This window comes from Streptomyces sp. NPDC005863, assembly GCF_042871345.1.
GTDB lineage: Bacteria > Actinomycetota > Actinomycetes > Streptomycetales > Streptomycetaceae > Streptomyces.
The window spans coordinates 322,341-339,972 of sequence record NZ_JBIAII010000002.1; the positions used below are offsets into that span (position 1 = coordinate 322,341).

A 17,632-nucleotide genomic window follows, 5' to 3' on the forward strand; every position below is an offset into this window, starting at 1 on the left:
GATCACTCGGACTCCCGCCTGCCCGCCCGCGACGACTCGAATCAAACACGCGCCCGCATTTCGCGCCCCCGTTTGTAGAGTCCCTGGTTCCTGGGCAGACTCATGATGTGGACGCGTCGAACAGGGGAACCGGGGACGACCCGGGAACGCCCCCTCCGAGCGACGACCGCCGCGAGACCGAGAGCGAGCGCGCCGACCGCCGCTGGGGCGAACTGATCCAGGAGGTACGGGTCGCGCAGACCGGCGTGCAGATCCTCTTCGGCTTCCTGCTGACCGTCGCCTTCACGCCGCGGTTCCAGAACCTGAGCGACACCGACCGGACCATCTACGTCGTGACCGTGATCCTCGGCTCCGCCGCGACCGGGGCCCTCATCGGCCCGGTGTCGTTCCACCGCGTCGTCGCGGGCCGCAAGATCAAGCCGGCGGCGGTGCTGTGGGCCTCCCGGCTGACCTTCCTCGGCCTGATCCTCCTGCTCGGCACGTTGACGTCGGCGCTCCTGCTCATCCTGCGGGTGGCCACCGACGACACCGTGGTGCCCTGGCTGGTGGCCGGGGTCGTCGGCTGGTACCTGCTGTGCTGGTTCGTGCTGCCCATGTGGGCGCGCCACCGCCACACGACACCGGGCTGAGCGACCGGACCGACGCGGGCCGCCCCCGGCTCACCGCCTCACGTGTCCGGCTCACCGCCTCACGTGTCCGCGTTCTTCCCTATGTACAGCTCCGCGAAGGCCGCGGCCCCGGTGGACGAGGCGAGGAGCCTGCGCAGCCGGGCGTCCGCGACGCCCGCCTCGAACGGGTCGCCCGACGAGGCCCCGTGCAGCACGTCGGCGAACCACTGCGAGAACTCCTGGTACTGCCACACGCGCGGCAGGCAGTCCGCCGAGTAGCCGCGCAGGCCGCTCTCGTCGCCGTCCCGGGCGTGCGCGACGAGGGCGTCGCCGAGCGTCAGCGCGTCGTGCAGGGCCAGGTTCATGCCCTTCGCCGCGATCGGCGCCGTGAGGTGGGCGGCGTCGCCCGCCAGGTACAGCCGGCCCCGGGACATCGGCGCCACCACGTAGTTGTGCATGTCGAGGACGCGCTTCTCGACGATCCGCCCCTCGGTGAGCGGCGGCGCCCCGTCGGCGGCAAGCCGCGCGTGCAGCTCCGCCCATACCCGCTCGTCGGGCCAGCCGGCCGGGTCGTCGCCGGGCGGGCACTCCAGGTAGTAGCGGGTGATCTCGGGGCTGCGCGCCATGTGGGCGGCGAAGCCCCGGGGGTGCAGCCCGAAGACGACGCAGTCCGAGGACGGCGGCGCCTCGGCCAGCAGGGCCAGCCAGCCGATGCCGTAGTCACGCCGCGCGACAACCGCACCCTGCCCCTCGGTCAGGTGGGCGCGGGTCACTCCGCGCGCCCCGTCACAGCCCGCCACGGCGGCACAGTCAATGCGTACGCGCTCGCCGGTGGCGGGATCCGTGTACGACACCGCCGGACGGTCCGTGTCGATGTCGTGCAGTCGTACGTCGCGCACACCGAAGCGGATGTCGCCGCCCGCGTGGTCCGCGTAGGCCCGCACCAGGTCCGTCACCAGCAACGGCTGGGGGTAGACGAAGTGGCGGTGGCCCGACAGTTCGGCGTAGCGGAAGCGGTGGCGCTGCCCCGCGCTGCGGAACTCGCACTCGGTGTGCGTCTGCGCGCGTTCGAGGAGCGGCCCGGCCAGCCCCCTGCGCTCCAGGGCGCGCACCGCCCACTCCTCCAGGAAGCCCGCGCGGGGCCGCTGTTCGATGAACTCCCTGCTCTCCGTCTCCAGGACCACGCAGTCCACGGAGGCGGCACGCAGGATGTTGGCAACGGTGAGTCCGGCCGGTCCGGCCCCCACGACGACGACGGTCATCCGAGCAGTATGGCGGTGCCTCCCGGCAGCGGAAGCGGCGCGTCCGTCCTTTCGCGCCCGTCCTTCCCGCACCGGGGGCCCCAGAGGTGTGGATCACCGAGGCCGGGGCACCCAGTTCCAGGACCGAAGCAGGCAGCAATCCGCCCTGATCGCCGTATGTCACTACGTGTCACCGTTCGAGTGGTGACCGACGCCGAACCGGCGGAGCGTGGAAGGAGGAGCACCCTCGTGGAGTTTCCGCAGACGGGAGATGCCGCATGACCACGCACACCAGGACCCCGATGCCGACGCCGGCCCGCCCGGCGCCCCTCTTCACCCTGCCGGGCGTGTACGCACCGCAGCACGACACCGCGCTGCTCACCCGCGCCCTGGACCGTGAAGGCATCGGAGCCGGCACTTCCGTACTGGACCTGGGAACGGGTTCCGGGGCGCTCGCCGTGGCGGCCGCCCGGCGCGGCGCGCGGGTGACGGCCCTCGACATCTCCTGGCGGGCCGTGCTGACGGCCCGGCTCAACGCGCTGCTCAGCCGGCAGTCGGTCACCGTGCACCACGGCGACCTGACCACCAGGGTGCCGAGAGGACCGTTCGACCTGGTCCTCAGCAATCCCCCGTATGTTCCCTCGCCCTCCCCGATGCTGCCCCGCCGCGGCGCCGCGCGCGCCTGGGACGGCGGGCTCGCCGGGCGCCTTGTCGTGGACCGCGTCTGCGACACGGCGCCCCGGATCCTGCGGACCGGCGGCGTCCTGCTGATGGTGCACTCCGCGCTCTGCGGCGAACAGCTCACGCTGGACCGGCTCGCGCTGCGGGGCATGAAGGCCGAGGTCGTCGAGCGGCGGTCCATACCCTTCGGGCCCGTGCTGCGCTCGCGCCAGGCGTGGCTGCGCCGGCGCCACCTCATCGGCGACGACGAGACGAGCGAGGAGCTGGTGGTGGTCCGTGCCGAACGCGTCTGAACGCCCCCGCCGCGTCACGGTCGACCCGGAGGGGCCGCTCCTGGTGGAGGGTCCGGTGGAGGTGGTCGCCGACGACGGGACCGTCTCCGTCTCGGAGCGCTTCGCCGTCGCGATCTGCACCTGCCGCCGCAGCCGTTCGTACCCGTGGTGCGACACCAGTCACCGCAAGCGGGTCAAGCGCCACGAGGAGCAGCCGTCCACGACCGACACCGAGGAGCCGGAGGCCTCGTCATGACCGCCCCCGCCGAGACGACAGCAACAGCGCCCGTCGAGACGACCGCGCCCGTCGAATCCCGCCGACACATCCCCGAACTCCCGTCCCCGCGGGGCACGTTGTCCCGCGCCCTCGTCACCGCGCTGCGGGGCGAGGGTCAGGCCCCCGACCCAGGACAGGCACACCAGGCAGAGCCGTACGGGGACGACCTCCAGCTCGCGCTCTACGTCCTGTACGAACTCCACTACCAGGGGTTCTCCGGAGTGTCCGACGAGTGCGAGTGGGACCCGGCCCTGCTGGCCCTGCGACGCGCACTCGAGCAGCGCTTCCTGGACGCCCTCGACGCCGACGTGCCGCGCTGCGAGGACGCCGACGAGGCGCTCGGCGCGCACCTCGTGGAACCCGTCGGGCACGACGCGTCGAGCGTCAGCCACCACCTGCAGCGCGACGGCGAGCCGTGGCAGATGCGGGAGTACGCGGCGCTGCGCTCCCTGTACCACCTCAAGGAGGCCGACCCGCATGCCTGGGTCATCCCGCGGCTGCACGGCCGGGCCAAGGCGGCGATGGTGGCCATCGAGTACGACGAGTTCGGGGCGGGGCGCGCCGAGGACGTCCACGCCCGGCTCTTCGCCGAGCTCATGACCGATCTCGGCCTGGAGACGGCGTACGGCCACTATCTGGACGCCGCCCCCGCCGAGGTGCTGGCCACCGTGAACCTGATGTCCCTGTTCGGGCTGCACCGCGCCCATCGCGGGGCGCTGGTCGGCCACTTCGCCTCCGTGGAGGTGACCTCCTCGCCCGGTTCGCGGCGGCTGGCGGCGGCCCTGCGCAGGATCGGCGCGGGTCCCGCCGCGCAGCGGTTCTACGACGAGCACGTGGAGGCGGACGCGGTGCATGAGCAGGTGGTGCGCCGTGACGTCATCGGCGGTCTGCTGGACGCCGAACCGGGGCTTGAGCCCGATGTGGCCTTCGGGGTACGGGCCACCGGCTTCCTGGAGGACCGTCTCGCCGCCCGGGTGCTGGCCGCCTGGCACGAGGGGCGGAGCGTGCTGCGCGTACCGCTGTCCGACGCCCCCAAGGCTTCCGGCGCATCCACCGCCCGGTGAAGGGTCAGCCGCCCTCGACGCCGGTCACGTCGTGCGGCGAGCCGACCGGCTTGGACTCCGGTGAGCCGCGCTGGCGCAGGTAGACGGAGAAGATGGCCATGGAGCCCACGGCGAGGAGCTCGGACTGCCAGTTCTGCAGCGTGCGGCCCCAGAAGTCGGCGGTGCCGAGGTAGCCGAACCAGCTGATGGGCGCCTGGAGTTCACGCAGGTGCTCCTCGTTGTACGCGGCCGCGCCCGCCACCGACTGGGCCAGCCAGGAGAGCAGGAAGAACGTGCACATCAGGATGGAGAGGGACCGCGCGTACCAGGCCTGGCGGAAGCCTCCCGCGGAGGCGAGGGCGGGTGAGTCGGGCTGCGCGTGCGCGCCCGCCTTCTGCCGGGCGTCGGACTCCGGGCCCGCCTTGTCGAGCTCCTTCGACTCGGGCGAGCCGCGTTGGAGCAGCCAGACGGTGCCGAAGATGTAGAGGAAGAACTGCGGGTACTCGGACTGCCAGTTCTCCGTCACGTCGACGGCGAAGTCGGAGGTCAGGAGGTAGCCGCCGAACGTCGTCGGGGCCAGCTCCTGCGCCACGAGCTGGTTGTTGAAGTCGGCGTGGCCCGCGACCGCCTGCCCCGCGAGGGCGAGCAGGAAGGCCGCGCCGAACACCAGGGTCAGGCTGTTCTCGCGCAGGAAGCGCCGCACCCGGCTCACCGCCGCGTCAGCCCGAGCGCCAGGCAGTAGGCAAGACCCGCCACCACCACCAGCAGCCCAGCTTCGTTCCGCGCACCGTTGCTGCGCTCCCTCACGGTCCCGTCGGTCGGTGGACGCCGCACCGCGACGGTGGTCCGTGCGGACGCGGGCCCCCCGACGATGCCGGAGCGCGCCCGGTCGGCCCTGTCCGGACAGCTCTGTCCGGACAGCTCTCTCCGGTCAGCTCTCCCCGATCGGCGCGCCGTGCTCGGGGCCGGTCAGGCGGAGCTGTACGTCGACCTCCTGGTCGCCGGACGCGGTGCCGACGGTGGCCACCACGAAGGCGGCTTCGAGGGCTTCGCGCAGGCGGGCGACCGCGACCGGACCGCCGTACAGGTCGGCGGTGACGGGGCCCGCGAGCAGGGTGCCCGGCACGTGGTCCGGGCTCCGGTCGGCGAGGAAGCCGCCGGTCCAGACGGCGGGCCCGGGGTCCTCGGTCTGGCGGGGCGCGTCGGCGCCGCGGTCGGACGGGAAGTGGGCGCGCAGGACGGTGAAGACGGTGTCCGCGTCGGCCACCGAGCACTCGCCGAGGACGACCTGCACGAGGTCCGCGGACGGCGGGTGCGGGGCGGCCGGTGCCTGGTCGGGCGTGGGGTTCACGGGATCGGTCTCCTTACGGTGGTGCGTGGGCCGGGGTGGGTGGCCGCGGTGGTGCGTGGGTGCGGTGGCGCGTGGGCGCGGGGTGCGTCACAGCTCCCGCAGCGCGGGCAGCAGCTTCTTCTCGGCCCACTCGATGAAGGGACGCTGGTGTGCGCCGCCCACCTGGACGAGGGCGATCTCCGTGAAACCCGCGTCGGCGAAGGGACGTACGGCCTCGACGAAGGTGTCGACATCGTCGCCGCACGGGATCTGCTCGGCCATGTCCTGCGGGGTGACGAACTGCGTGGCTCCCGCGAACGCGGCGGGCCCGGGCAGTTCGGCGTTGACCGGCCAGCCCCCGACGGACCAGCGGAACTGGTCGTGGGCGCGGGCGATGGCCGCGTCCTTGTCGGGGTCGTAGCAGACGGGCAGCTGGCCGACCCGGGGCTTGCCGCGGCCGCCGTGCCGTTCGAAGGACTCGACGAGTTCGGCCTTGGGCTCGGTGGCGATGACCAGATCGGCGTGTCGGCCGGCCAGTGCGCAGGACCGCTCTCCGGAGACGGCGATGCCGATGGGCGGCAGCTCGTCGGGCAGGTCCCACAGGCGGGCGTTGGCCACGTCGAAGTGGGTGCCCTCGTGGTTGACGTTCTCGCCGGTGAAGAGCCTCTTGATGATGCCGACGGCCTCCTCGAACATGTCGAGGCGGACCCGCGCGGAGGGCCAGCCGCCGCCGACGACGTGCTCGTTGAGGTTCTCGCCCGAGCCGAGCCCAAGCCGGAAGCGGCCCTCGGAGAGCAGCTGCATCGTCGCGGCCTTCTGCGCGACGACCGCGGGGTGATAGCGGGTCGTGGGGCACGTCACGTACGTCATGAGCGGGATGCGCGAGGTGGCCTGCGCCGCCGCGCCGAGCACGCTCCACGCGTACGGGGAGTGTCCCTGGGAGTCGAGCCACGGGAAGTAGTGGTCGGAGGTGACGGAGAAGTCGAAACCGGCCCGCTCCGCCGCGACCAGGTCGTCCACGAGCGCGCGCGGCCCCGCCTGTTCGGTCATCATTGTGTAGCCGATTTGCACCATAGATGATCGTTTTGCCGAATCGCCTCCGCTGAAACCTCCGACGGTTCACGCGCCACCGGACGGCTGCGGACGCCGTGCCGGGGTATCCGGAGTACCACAGTCACGGACAGAGAGGCAGCCTCCTTTGCGCACCGTAGGAGTGGAGGAAGAACTCCTCCTGATCGACCGCAACAGCGGGGAGCCGCGGGCCCTTTCCTCGGCGGTCCTGGCCCGGGCGGCCAAGGACACCGCGGAGAAGGCGGAGCACGCGGAGAACAGTGAGAACGCGGAGACCGAGAAGCAGGACTGCGACTACCGCGAGCCCGAGGACGAGGCGTTCGAAAGGGAACTCCACGGCCAGCAGCTCGAATTCGCCACCCAGCCCCGGGAGAGCATGTCCGACCTCGCGGACGAGGTGGTCCGGTGGCGCGCGGACGCAGCCCGGCACGCCGGTGACGTGGGCGCCGCGGTCGCCGCCCTCGCCACCTCTCCCCTGCCCGTCAGCCCGTCGGTCAACACGGGCCGCCGCTTCCAGTGGATGGAGGAGCAGTTCGGGCTGACCACCCAGGAGCAGCTGACCTGCGGCTGCCACGTCCATGTGGCGGTCGGGTCGGACGAGGAGGGCGTGGCCGTCATCGACCGCATCCGGCCCTGGCTCCCGGTTTTGGTGGCGCTGAGCTCCAACTCGCCCTTCTGGCAGGGGCACGACAGTCTGTACAGCAGTTACCGCAGCCGGGTGTGGGGCCGCTGGCCGATGGCGGGCCCGACCGAGATCTTCGGCTCCGCCGAGCGGTACGAGCAGCAGGTGCAGGACATGGTCGCCACCGGAGTACTGCGCGACCGGGGCATGGTCTATTTCGACGCCCGGCTCTCCCACCGCTACCCCACCGTCGAAGTCCGGGTCGCCGACGTCTGTCTGGAGGCCTCGACCACCATCCTGATCGCGGCCCTCACCCGGGGCCTGGTCGAGACGGCGGCGCGCGAGTGGCGGGCGGGCCGGCCGCCCGCCGCGCACGGCATCGCCCTGCTCCGCCTGGCCGCCTGGCGGGCCGCCCGGTCCGGCCTGGACGACGTGCTGCTCCACCCGGTGACCATGCGCCCCACTCCGAGCGGCGAGGTGGTGCAGGCGCTCATCGACCACGTACGGGAGGCCCTGGAGGACTCCGGCGACCTCGACCTGGTCCGCACCACCGCCGCCGGCCTGCTGAAGGGCGGCAACGGGGCGCGTGTCCAGCGGGACATCCTGGAACGGACGGGGAGCCTGGGCGACGTGGTCACGGAGTGTGTGCGCCGCACCCAGGCGGCGTAATAAGCCGGCACCGGGCACGCGCGCGACCGTCATCGGGGAGATCGTTTGGGAGCGTGTGTCGCGGGCACACCGATGGACCGGCGCGCCGTCGGAAGCGGCGGGCGCGCCGGTCCCCGACCCCGAGCGCGAGGTAGTCATGAGCGACCAGAACATGGCGGACGACGCCTACCAGCCCACCGGCGGCAACGAGGAGCAGGAGGACGCCGCGCCGCTGGACCTCCAGGACGCGGTGGACGAGCGCACCTACGACGACATGCTCGACGAGGGCTACTCGCCGCCCGAGAAGCCGCTGGGCGTGACCAAGACCGGCACCACGGCGGCCGAGCAGCACGAGGGCGAGTCGCTGGACGAGCGGCTGCGGCAGGAGGTGCCGGACACGGGCCAGCCCGACGGCGACGGCGTCGGCGACCTGCCGGACGGCGAGGGCGAGCCCATGGATCCGGAGGCCGGCGCGGAGCGCGCGGGCCGCCTTGTGGCTCCGGACGAGGGCGCCCACGAGGACACCACCAAGGAGGCCGTCGCCACGGACGAGGGCATCGACGGGGGCGCGGCGGGCGCCGAGGAGGCGGCGATGCACGTCGTCTCCGACGAGGACCTGCCGCCGGCCTCCGACGGCCGGGACTGACGTGTCCGCGGCCAAGAGCCGGGCCCGCCGGACCACCCCGTGGGCGTCCGGCGGCCCGGCTCACGGCCGGGGGTTCACCCGCCGCCAGGAAGGCCGCGCCTCGTCCCCGCGCCGCCCGGCCACGGACGCGCACCGCCGGCACAGCGCCTGGACGCGGTCCGCCGCGCCGCCGGACTCCGGGATGACGTCCGTCCACGGCACGTGCGGGAAACGCGTGAGCTGCGACCGGTGGAGGGAGAGTCCGCAGACGGTCTCGTTGCGGCCGGGCTCCCAGGCGTGCGCCTCCCCGGCGGGCAGCCGGCTGCGGCCGTCCTCCTCGTCGACCCACTGACCGGACGCGGCCACCGCGTATCGCGTGGACCGGACCATCGGGACCACCTCCCACCGCTCGTGCCGGCCCCTCCCACGCTAGGCGGACCGACGCCCGTACGCGCCCGCCAGGGCCGCCAGGACCGCAAGGACCGCCACGAGAATCCGTTCCCCACCCGGAAGCGCCCCCTCAGGAGCCCCCATGACCGCCCCCACCCCCGCATCGTCCGCGTCGACCGCGTCCCGTACCGGCGTGGCCGTCGTCACCGGCGCCGACTCCGGCATCGGCCGGGCCACGGTGGTCCGGCTCGCCGAGGCCGGCATGGACGTCGGGATCACCTGGCACAGCGACGAGGAGGGCGCCCGCGAGACGGCCGAGGAAGTGGGGCGGCACGGGCGGCGCGCCGCCGTCGCACGGATGGACCTGACCCGGCTGCCCGACGCGGCGGACGCCGTCGACGATCTCGCCGAGCGCCTCGGCCGCATCGACGTCCTGGTCAACAACGCGGGCACCGGCACGGCCACCCCGTTCCTCGACCTGACCCTCTCCGACGTACGGCGCGTCGTCGACGTGGACCTCATCGGCCCGTTCCTGTGCGGGCAGCGCGCCGCGCGCCGCATGATCCGGCAGGGTGACGGCGGCCGCATCGTCAACGTCACCTCGGTGCACGAGCACCAGCCCCGGGTGGGCGCGGCCCCCTACTGCGCCGCCAAGGGCGGCCTCGGGCTGCTCACCCAGGTCATGGCCCTGGAACTCGCGGAGCACGGCATCACCGTCAACGCGGTCGCGCCGGGCGAGATCGCCACGCCGATGACCGGGCAGGAGGACACGGACGTACGAGGCGTGCGGCGCCCCGGCATTCCGCTCGGGCGTCCCGGTGACGCCCGGGAGATCGCGGCCGTCATCGCCTTCCTCGCCGGGCCCGACTCCTCGTACGTGACCGGCGCGTCCTGGGTCGCCGACGGCGGGATGGTCCGGATGGGGCCGCAGGCCGGTTCGCACCTGGAGAGCGACGCGTGGCGGCGGCCCTGAGGGGGTCGCGCGGAGAGGTGACGCGGTACGGCCTGCGGTATAAGGGAAGTCCGGCATAAGGGAAATCCGCCCGTGTCGAACCCCGCGGCCCGGGTACCGGTGCTACCTGGAACAGGGATCGACGGAGACCGGCGCGCCGCACGGTCGTGCGGACGGCCGGCGGCCGGAAACGGAGCAGCAGGTGACGCCGAACGCAGAAGGCACCACTCCCGACGCACACAAGCCGGTCACGGAGCTGCGTCCGGCCGGCGTGGCGACCGGGGGTTCCCCGCACCACGAGATGTGCGCCGACGAGCTTCCACCCGACCTCAACCAGGCCATCCTGGAGGCGACCAAGCAGGTCGCGGCCATCCTCAAGCGGCGCGAGCACGACTTCGCCCTCGCCGGCAGCGTCGCCGTCTACGCCCACGGCGGCACCGGCAACCTCCAGCACGACGCCGACTTCTGCATCAAGCCCGAGGATGCCGAAGCGGTGGCGGCCTCGCTGGAGGAGGCCGGCCTTCCGGTCTACGCGCCGCCGGAGGACTGGCTCCTGAAGGCCAAGTGCCTCGGCCAGGACATCGACCTCATCTTCCGGCTCGCCTCCCGCCCGGTCTCCACGGAGCTTCTCGAGCGCGCCACCCAGCTGCCGGTGGACTCGGTGCACATGCCGGTCCTCTCGCCGACCGACCTGGTGCGCTCGCTGCTCGCCGCGTTCTCCGAGCACCACTGCGACTTCGGCGCCGTGCTGCCGATCGCCCGGCAGCTGCGCGAGATGGTCGACTGGGAGGCGCTGCGCGACGAGTACGGCGACACCCCGATGCCCGCCGCCTTCCTCTTCCTGCTCGAACGCCTGGAAGTCATCGCCCCGCGAGGAGGAGACCGATGAACGACCACGCCAACGTCGAGTACCGCATCGCGCACCTGCAGGACCGCCTCGCCGCCGAGGAGCTCGGCGAGCTGGGCATCCGCATCGAGGCCCGCGGTTCGTCCGTGGCGGTCGTCGGGACCGTGCCCACCGCACAGTGCCGCGAACAGCTCCTGCGCACCGTGCACGAGGAACTGGCCGGACAGACCGTCCACTTCGATGTCGCGGTGGCCGACGCCTCCGCCCCGGACCACCCGGAGGAAGTCACATGATCCGCATCGCGGCCGTGGGGGACATCCACATGGGGCTGGACAGCCAGGGGGTGTTCCGCCCCGCATTCGAGACGCTCGACGACTGCGCGGACCTGCTCCTGCTCGCCGGCGACCTCACCCGGCACGGCACCCCGGAGGAGGCACGGGTGGTCGCGCGCGAGGTGAGCGCCCTGCCGGTGCCCGTCGTCGCGGTGCTCGGCAACCACGACCATCACGACGAACGGCCCGACGAGGTCACCGCCGTGCTCCGCGACGCGGGCGTGCGCGTCCTCGAAGGCGAGGGCACGGTCGTCGAGGTCGGCGGGGCGCGCGTGGGCGTGGCGGGCACCAAGGGGTTCGGCGGCGGGTTCGTGGGCCGCTGCGGCAGCGAGTTCGGCGAACGGATGATGAAGGACTTCATCCGCTACACCCGGCGCTGCGCCGACGGCCTGCGGACCTCCCTGGAGGAGCTCGCCGAGCAGGGCTGCGGTACGCGGGTGGCGCTCACCCACTTCGCGCCCGTGCCGGACACCCTCGCGGGCGAGCCCCTGGAGATCTACCCGTTCCTCGGCAGCTATCTGCTGGCGGAGGCCGTCGACGCGGCGGGCGCGAATCTGGCCGTGCACGGCCACGCCCACGCGGGCACCGAACACGGCATGACCAGCGGTGGCGTCCCGGTGCGCAATGTCGCCCAGCCCGTCATCCGCAAGGCGTTCAACGTGTACCACCTCAAGGAGCACAGCCCGGCCGAGGCGACGACGGCCGCGCACGGCGGGTGACCGACGGTGCGCGCCCCGGTGCGGGTCAGGAGGCCTGCTGGACTCAAGGGGCCTGCTGGACGTCGCCCCGGGTGGAGGAGGCGACGGTGTCGCGGTGTGCGAAGTCGCCCGGCGGAATTCCCGGGTGGTGGCCGGGCAGCGGTTCGGCGGCGGTCGCGGCGGGGCCGAGGGTGAGCCGGGAGACGATGCGGTAGCGGTCGCCGCGGTAGAGGGAGTGCACGTACTCGACGGGCACTCCGTCCGTGTCCGAGGTGAGCCGTTCGAAGAGCAGCGCGGGTGACAGCTCCGGCACGTCCAGGAGCTCCGCCTCGGCCCGGGTCACCACGGTCGGCTCGATGGCCTGTACGGCTTCGCGCACGTGAACGTCGTGGTGTTCGCGCAGATGCTCGTAGAGGTCGCCGTTCTCCAGCTCCTGGGCGCTCAGGCCCGGCACCAGGTCGGCGCGGATGTGCAGGTGCTCGATGGCCATCGGCGCCCCGTCGACGAGGCGGAGCCTGGCCACGTAGACGATCTGGGCGGCGGGCGAGAGGCGCAGCTTGCGGCCGACACGGGCGCCCGCCTGGATCGTGGTGAACTCCAGGAGGCGGCTGGTCCATGCGCCGGCGGCCTGCGGCACCGTCAACGCCTGTTCGCGGGCGACCAGTTCCTGGGTGATCTTCTTCTGGGCGACGAACATGCCGCGTCCGTGTTCGCGGACGAGAAGGCCCGCGGCGACGAGTTCGTCCACAGCTGCGCGCAGCGTCGGACGGGAGACGCCGAGGGCCGCGCAGAGGGCCCGCTCGGAGGGGATGGGATCGCCGGGGCGCTGTGACTCGATGAGGTCGAGGATGTGGTCGCGGACCCGCTCCCGCTTGAGCACCGCCCCCGGTGGCCGCCCCGTCGCCCCGGCGCCCTGCGGCCGCCGCGCGTCCTGCGTGCCGGTTTCGGCCGTCCCCTGCACGTCGGCGTTCACCGCGCACCCCCTCGCACGTAAGACCAGTTGCCTGACCAGTTGACCACAGGAGCCTGGAGGTCGACAACTGACCAGCATTTACCGGGGGGTTGACGCCTCCATTGGTCCATGCCACCTTTCTCCATCACCAGAGGTCACCTGACCAGTCAGCCAACTGGTCAGGTCCGACTCCCAGAGGTGACCCGTGAAGCTCCGCTTGCTCGCCGGCCTGTCCGCGTTCGTCGCGGCCGCCGGGCTCAGTGCCTGCAGTTCCGGCTCCGGCGACGGGGTGTCCGGGGACGGCGGGCGGACCACCATCGACGTGTGGCTGATGCGCGACAGCGTCTCCACCGCCTTCCAGAAGCAGTTCGAGAGGGCCTTCGAGGCGGCACACCAGGACATCGACGTACGCGTGCAGATCCAGGAGTGGGACGGCATCGGCGAGAAAGTCACCGCCGCGCTGGCCAGCAACGACGCGCCCGACGTGATCGAGACCGGGAACACCCAGGTCGCCCAGTTCGCCCAGAGCGGCGGCCTGTGGGACCTGAGCGACAAGGTGGACGAACTCGGCGGCCGCCACTGGCTGAAGGGCCTCGCCGAGCCGGGCACGTACGACGGCAAGCAGTACGGCATCCCGTACTACGCGGCGAACCGCGTCGTCATCTACCGCAAGGACCTCTTCGCGAAGGCCGGCGTCGACGCCCGCGCGATCAGGACGCGCGCCCAGTGGATCGCGGCGACGAAGAGGCTCGACAAGGGCGACCGGCAGGGGATCTATCTGCCCGGCCAGAACTGGTACACCCTCTCCGGCTTCATCTGGGACGAGGGCGGCGAACTCGCCGAGAAGACCGGCGGCGAGTGGCGCGGCACGCTCGACACGCCCGAGGCCCTGCGCGCGATGGCCTTTTACAAGAAGCTGCAGGCGCTCGGCAAGGGCCCCAAGGACTCCGACGAGGCGCAGCCGCCCCAGCACGAGGTGATGGCCAAGGGGCAGGTCGCCCAGATCATCAACACACCCGGCGGCGCCAACGTCATCGCACAGAACAACCCTGCCCTGAAGGGCAAGTTGGGCTTCTTCCCGATCCCCGGCAAGTCGGCGGGCACGCCCGGCGCGGTCTTCACCGGCGGCTCCGACCTGGTGATCCCCACGGTCGCCCGGAACCACGACGCCGCGTACCTGTTCGTCAAGGAACTCACGGGCGACGCCTGGCAGAAGAAGCTCGCCGTCGCGATGAGCTACGTGCCCAACAAGACGACACTCGCCGGCGCCGTCGCCAAGGACCCCGGCGCGTCCGCGATGGCGGTCGGCGCAGCCGTCGGGCACGCCACGCCGAACACCCCGGGCTGGGCGGCCGTCGAGGCCAAGAACCCGGTCAAGGACTACATGACGGCCGTCCTCACCGGCGGAAATCCGGCGCACGAGGCCGAGAAGGCCTCCGACGCCATCACCTCCGCGATGAAGTCCGGATCCTGACCTCCGCCCCGAAGGGAGTGAGCGCCGTGTCGGTCGTCCGCGAGCGGACCGTACCCCGCCCCCTCACCCGGCCGCCCCGGCGCCCCACCCGGAAGGCCCGCCGCGCCACCGGTTCCGGGCCGTGGCCGTACCTCCTGGTGGCCCCCGCCGTCCTGGGCATGCTGTACCTGCTGCTCTACCCGCTGGCCCGCACCGTCCTGATCTCCTTCCAGGACTTCGAACTGCGCCAACTCATCCTCGGTGACGCCCGGTTCACCGGTTTCTACAACTACACGACGCTGCTCTCCGACCCGCGCTTCTGGACGGTGGTGCGCCGCACCTTCCTCTTCATGGCGGTCGACGTCGTGCTGATCATGGTGCTTTCGACGCTGGTGGCCCTGATGCTGGAACGGCTCGGCAGGGTCTGGCGGACGGCGGTGCTCAGCGCGCTGGTGCTGGCCTGGGCCATGCCGGTGGTCGCGGCCACGACGGTCTTCCAGTGGCTGTTCCACTCCGAGTTCGGGATCGTCAACCACGTGCTCGCCGGGCTCGGGTTCACCTCGTTCGACGGCTATCCCTGGCTCGCGCACGGCACGGCCGCCTTCGCGATCCTGGTGACGCTGGTGGTGTGGCAGTCGGTGCCGTTCGCCGCGATCACCCTGTACTCGGCGCTCACCACGGTGCCGGGCGAGCTGTACGAGGCCGCGCGCATCGACGGCGCCTCCGCCGCGCGCGTCTTCCGGTCGGTCACCCTGCCGATCGTGCGGCCCATCTTCATGCTGGTGCTTTCGCTCGAGGTCATCTGGACGTTCAAGGCCTTCGTGCAGATCTGGGTGATGACGCGCGGCGGCCCCGGCGACGCCACGACCATCCTGCCGGTCTACGCGGTCCAGACGGCGCTGTCCGGCCAGCACTACGACCTCGGCTCCGCGGCCTCCATCGTGACGGTGCTGCTGATGTCGGGCGTGCTGGTCCTCTACTTCCGGCAGATGTTCCGACAGGAGGCCGAGCTGTGACGTCCCCGCGCGCCCTGCGCCGGCTGCCGCTGCACCTCGCCGCCGCGCTCACCGTGGTCCTCTGCCTCTTCCCCGTCTACTGGATGGTCACCACGGCCTTCAAGCCGTCCCGGGACATCCAGTCGGAGCATCCGCGCCTGCTGCCGCGGAGCTGGACCCTCGACCACTTCCGGCGGGCTGTCGAGGCGGACGGGTTTGGGCTGTTCTGGCGCAACAGCGTCCTCGTCACGCTCGGCGCGGTGGCGCTCTCGCTGCTCGTGGCGCTCGGGGCGTCGTTCGCCGTGGCCCGGATGCGCTGGCGGGGGCGGCGGCAGTTCATGCTCATGGTGTTCGTCGCGCAGATGGCCCCGTGGGAGTCGCTGATCATCCCCGTGTACATCATCGCGCGGGACACCGACATGCTGGACCGGCTGCCGACGCTGACGCTCGTCTACTTCATGATGACGCTGCCGTTCACCATCGTCGTCCTGCGCGGCTTCCTCGCGACGATCCCCCCGGAGCTGGAGGAGTCGGCGCGGGTGGACGGCTGCACCCGGCTCGGCGCCTTCCGCCATGTGGCGTTCCCGCTGCTCGCGCCCGGCCTGATGGCGACGTCGCTGTTCGGCTACATCACGGCGTGGAACGAGTTCGCGTACGCCAACTTCCTGATCATCAAGCAGCAGGACCACCGGACGCTGCCGGTGTGGCTGTCCTCGTTCCACAACACGTTCGGCACCGACTGGGGCGCCACGATGGCCGCCTCCACCCTGTTCGCGCTGCCCGCGCTCGTCATCTTCCTGCTGCTGCAGCGGCATGTGACGTCGGGATTCGCGGCCGGCGCGGTCAAGGGCTGACCCGCCCGCTTTCCTGGAGGTCCGCAGTGCCCGCACACCGTCCCGCACCGGTACCGCACCCCACGCAACTCTCCTGGCGCCCCGGCCACTTCACCCTGGACGCCACGACGACGGTCCGCTCGGCCCCCGGCGCCCGCCCCGCCCTGGACCTGCTCCGCACCCTGCTCGCCCCGGCCACCGGACTGCCCCTGCCTCCGTCGCCCGAGGGGCAGTTCGTGCTGGCCCTCGACCCTCAGTTGCGCGGTCTCGGCGAAGAGGGGTACGGCCTGACGGTGGGGCCCGACGCACTCCTCCTGCGCGCCGCCCACCTCACGGGCCTGTTGCGCGGCGTCCAGACGGTACGTCAACTCCTGCCGGTGCGGGCGCTGTCGGACCAGCCACAGCCGGACACGCCGTGGGAGTTGCCGTGCGCCGAGATCACCGACGTGCCGCAGAGCGCCTGGCGGGGCTTCATGCTCGATGTGGCTCGGCACTTCCAACCGGCGGGCGTGTTGCGGAGATACGTGGACCTGCTCGCCCTGCACAAGATGAACGTGCTGCATCTGCATCTGACCGACGACCAGGGCTGGCGGATGCCGGTCGCCGCCTACCCTCGGCTCACCGAGGTCGGCGGGCGGCGCGCCCAGTCGATGGTGGGCCCGGCGGGCGCGGCCCGCGGCACGGGTGACCTCACCTTTGACGGCGTCCCGCACCAAGGCGCGTACAGCCGAGACGAGTTGACGGACCTGGTCACGTATGCCGCCGCGCGAGGCGTGACGGTGATGCCGGAGATGGAGATGCCGGGCCACGTCCGCGCCGCGCTCGCCGCCTACCCAGAGCTCGGGAACACTCCGGGGCGACGGCTCGACGTCTGGACCCGCTGGGGAGTCTGCGACACCGTCCTCGGGGTCGGCGACCCGGTGCTCGACTTCTGCCGCACCGTCCTCGACGAGGTCCTCGACGTCTTCCCCTCCCCGCACGTGCACATCGGCGGCGACGAGTGCCCCACCACGGAGTGGGCGGCCAGTCCCGCGGCGCGCGCCCGGGCCGCCGCCGAGAGGCTCCCGGACACCGGCGCGCTGCGCGAGTGGTTCCTCGGCCGTATCGGGGCGCACCTCATCGAGCGCGGGCGCACTCCGACAGCCTGGGCCGAGACCGGCGAGGGCCTTCCGCCGGAGTTCACGGTGATGACGTGGCGCGATCCCGAGCACACCCGGATCGCGCTGAAGCGGGGCCACGCGGTCGTCAGCTGCCACCACCGGGCCGCCTACCTCGACTACCCGCAGTCCCACGCGCCGACCGAGCCGCCGGGGCAACCGGGGGCGGTGGTGGACCTGCGCTCGGTGCACGCACACGAGGCGGGGTACGGCCCGGACACCGCCGAGAGCACCGGTGGCTCTGGGGGCACCGAGTTTTCCCGTAGCCCAGCCGGCTCCGAGCGTTCCGGCACCTCAGACGGTCCGGGCACCCCCGATCTCCCCGGTCAACTCCTCGGACTGCAGGCCCAGTTGTGGACGGAGTTCGCCCCCACCGCCGACCACGTCGACTACCTCACCTTCCCCCGCCTGTGCGCCCTGGCCGACCGCGCCTGGCACGGGGCCGCGCCCTGGCCCGGTGTGCACGCCCGGCTCCGGGCCCACGCCGCCCGGCTCGCCGCCCTCGGACTGCGACACGGCCCGCTCGACGACCCGTACTCCCCCGCGCCGAAAGCCTCACCCGCACCGTAAGCCTCCCCCGCACCGGAGGCCCGACGTCCCCTCCC

20 protein-coding genes are annotated in these 17,632 nt (G+C 72.4%); 14 read left to right on the plus strand and 6 right to left on the minus strand.

Annotation, left to right across the window (positions count from 1 at the left end; all coding sequences use genetic code 11):
* The first annotated feature begins 107 nt into the window (after nt 1-107).
* The gene (locus ACFYO9_RS07715; RefSeq protein ID WP_355806468.1) at nt 108-629 is read left to right on the plus strand and encodes a DUF6328 family protein; all 522 of its coding nucleotides are present in this window, start codon (nt 108-110) and stop codon (nt 627-629) included.
* 59 nt (nt 630-688) lie between these two features.
* Here the strand turns inward: ACFYO9_RS07715 and ACFYO9_RS07720 are convergent, their stop codons facing one another.
* On the minus strand, nt 689-1,870 hold the full coding sequence (locus ACFYO9_RS07720) for a 4-hydroxybenzoate 3-monooxygenase (RefSeq protein ID WP_358774230.1): 1,182 nt from the start codon (nt 1,868-1,870) through the stop codon (nt 689-691).
* A 257-nt stretch (nt 1,871-2,127) separates the two neighbouring features.
* Here ACFYO9_RS07720 and ACFYO9_RS07725 point away from each other — a divergent pair, with 257 nt between their 5' ends.
* The 3 genes from ACFYO9_RS07725 to ACFYO9_RS07735 are packed head-to-tail and all read left to right on the plus strand — an operon-like array spanning nt 2,128 to nt 4,143.
* Nucleotides 2,128-2,823: a HemK2/MTQ2 family protein methyltransferase gene (locus tag ACFYO9_RS07725; RefSeq protein ID WP_355806465.1), complete on the plus strand. Its 696-nt coding sequence runs from the start codon at nt 2,128-2,130 to the stop codon at nt 2,821-2,823.
* Complete coding sequence (locus ACFYO9_RS07730) at nt 2,807-3,058, plus strand: CDGSH iron-sulfur domain-containing protein (protein ID WP_358708661.1); 252 nt, start codon at nt 2,807-2,809, stop codon at nt 3,056-3,058. Before ACFYO9_RS07725 ends, ACFYO9_RS07730 begins: the two co-directional genes overlap by 17 nt.
* Nucleotides 3,055-4,143, plus strand: coding sequence for an iron-containing redox enzyme family protein (locus tag ACFYO9_RS07735; protein ID WP_358774228.1), 1,089 nt, complete (start codon nt 3,055-3,057; stop codon nt 4,141-4,143). Before ACFYO9_RS07730 ends, ACFYO9_RS07735 begins: the two co-directional genes overlap by 4 nt.
* A 4-nt stretch (nt 4,144-4,147) precedes the next feature.
* Here ACFYO9_RS07735 and ACFYO9_RS07740 read toward each other — a convergent pair whose 3' ends face one another.
* The 3 genes from ACFYO9_RS07740 to ACFYO9_RS07750 form a co-directional block, all read right to left on the minus strand.
* Nucleotides 4,148-4,834 (minus strand): DUF6766 family protein, encoded by a 687-nt coding sequence (locus ACFYO9_RS07740; RefSeq protein WP_358774226.1) that lies wholly within the window; start codon nt 4,832-4,834, stop codon nt 4,148-4,150.
* 219 nt (nt 4,835-5,053) lie between these two features.
* Complete coding sequence (locus tag ACFYO9_RS07745) at nt 5,054-5,473, minus strand: hypothetical protein (protein ID WP_355806455.1); 420 nt, start codon at nt 5,471-5,473, stop codon at nt 5,054-5,056.
* 87 nt (nt 5,474-5,560) lie between these two features.
* On the minus strand, nt 5,561-6,526 hold the full coding sequence (locus ACFYO9_RS07750; RefSeq protein ID WP_355806454.1) for an LLM class F420-dependent oxidoreductase: 966 nt from the start codon (nt 6,524-6,526) through the stop codon (nt 5,561-5,563).
* A 124-nt stretch (nt 6,527-6,650) separates the two neighbouring features.
* Here ACFYO9_RS07750 and ACFYO9_RS07755 point away from each other — a divergent pair, with 124 nt between their 5' ends.
* Nucleotides 6,651-7,814, plus strand: coding sequence for a glutamate--cysteine ligase (locus ACFYO9_RS07755; RefSeq protein WP_355806452.1), 1,164 nt, complete (start codon nt 6,651-6,653; stop codon nt 7,812-7,814).
* 136 nt (nt 7,815-7,950) lie between these two features.
* Nucleotides 7,951-8,439 carry a DUF5709 domain-containing protein gene (locus tag ACFYO9_RS07760; protein ID WP_355806450.1) on the plus strand — a complete coding sequence of 163 codons (489 nt, stop codon included), beginning with the start codon at nt 7,951-7,953 and terminating at the stop codon, nt 8,437-8,439.
* A 60-nt stretch (nt 8,440-8,499) separates the two neighbouring features.
* Here the strand turns inward: ACFYO9_RS07760 and ACFYO9_RS07765 are convergent, their stop codons facing one another.
* Nucleotides 8,500-8,808, minus strand: coding sequence for a hypothetical protein (locus ACFYO9_RS07765; RefSeq protein ID WP_355806448.1), 309 nt, complete (start codon nt 8,806-8,808; stop codon nt 8,500-8,502).
* A gap of 142 nt (nt 8,809-8,950) precedes the next feature.
* Here ACFYO9_RS07765 and ACFYO9_RS07770 point away from each other — a divergent pair, with 142 nt between their 5' ends.
* From ACFYO9_RS07770 to ACFYO9_RS07785, 4 genes are all read left to right on the plus strand, one after another.
* Complete coding sequence (locus tag ACFYO9_RS07770) at nt 8,951-9,781, plus strand: SDR family oxidoreductase (protein ID WP_355806446.1); 831 nt, start codon at nt 8,951-8,953, stop codon at nt 9,779-9,781.
* Between the two features lie 181 nt (nt 9,782-9,962).
* Nucleotides 9,963-10,649 (plus strand): nucleotidyltransferase family protein, encoded by a 687-nt coding sequence (locus tag ACFYO9_RS07775; RefSeq protein ID WP_388666073.1) that lies wholly within the window; start codon nt 9,963-9,965, stop codon nt 10,647-10,649.
* The gene (locus ACFYO9_RS07780) at nt 10,646-10,900 is read left to right on the plus strand and encodes a hypothetical protein (RefSeq protein WP_355806444.1); all 255 of its coding nucleotides are present in this window, start codon (nt 10,646-10,648) and stop codon (nt 10,898-10,900) included. Before ACFYO9_RS07775 ends, ACFYO9_RS07780 begins: the two co-directional genes overlap by 4 nt.
* A complete protein-coding gene (locus tag ACFYO9_RS07785) occupies nt 10,897-11,658 on the plus strand; it encodes a metallophosphoesterase (protein ID WP_355806442.1) in 762 nt (253 codons plus the stop codon). Before ACFYO9_RS07780 ends, ACFYO9_RS07785 begins: the two co-directional genes overlap by 4 nt.
* A gap of 43 nt (nt 11,659-11,701) precedes the next feature.
* On the opposite strand, the gene ACFYO9_RS07790 is transcribed toward ACFYO9_RS07785, so the two are convergent.
* Nucleotides 11,702-12,517: a GntR family transcriptional regulator gene (locus ACFYO9_RS07790; protein ID WP_358774531.1), complete on the minus strand. Its 816-nt coding sequence runs from the start codon at nt 12,515-12,517 to the stop codon at nt 11,702-11,704.
* A 277-nt stretch (nt 12,518-12,794) separates the two neighbouring features.
* On the opposite strand from ACFYO9_RS07790, the gene ACFYO9_RS07795 reads away from it, so the two are divergent.
* The 4 genes from ACFYO9_RS07795 to ACFYO9_RS07810 are packed head-to-tail and all read left to right on the plus strand — an operon-like array spanning nt 12,795 to nt 17,597.
* Nucleotides 12,795-14,063, plus strand: coding sequence for an extracellular solute-binding protein (locus tag ACFYO9_RS07795; RefSeq protein WP_358774223.1), 1,269 nt, complete (start codon nt 12,795-12,797; stop codon nt 14,061-14,063).
* A 26-nt stretch (nt 14,064-14,089) separates the two neighbouring features.
* Nucleotides 14,090-15,058 (plus strand): sugar ABC transporter permease, encoded by a 969-nt coding sequence (locus ACFYO9_RS07800; RefSeq protein WP_358774221.1) that lies wholly within the window; start codon nt 14,090-14,092, stop codon nt 15,056-15,058.
* Nucleotides 15,055-15,891 carry a carbohydrate ABC transporter permease gene (locus ACFYO9_RS07805; protein ID WP_355806436.1) on the plus strand — a complete coding sequence of 279 codons (837 nt, stop codon included), beginning with the start codon at nt 15,055-15,057 and terminating at the stop codon, nt 15,889-15,891. Before ACFYO9_RS07800 ends, ACFYO9_RS07805 begins: the two co-directional genes overlap by 4 nt.
* Before the next feature lie 26 nt (nt 15,892-15,917).
* The gene (locus tag ACFYO9_RS07810) at nt 15,918-17,597 is read left to right on the plus strand and encodes a beta-N-acetylhexosaminidase (RefSeq protein WP_358774220.1); all 1,680 of its coding nucleotides are present in this window, start codon (nt 15,918-15,920) and stop codon (nt 17,595-17,597) included.
* The last annotated feature ends 35 nt before the right edge of the window (nt 17,598-17,632 follow it).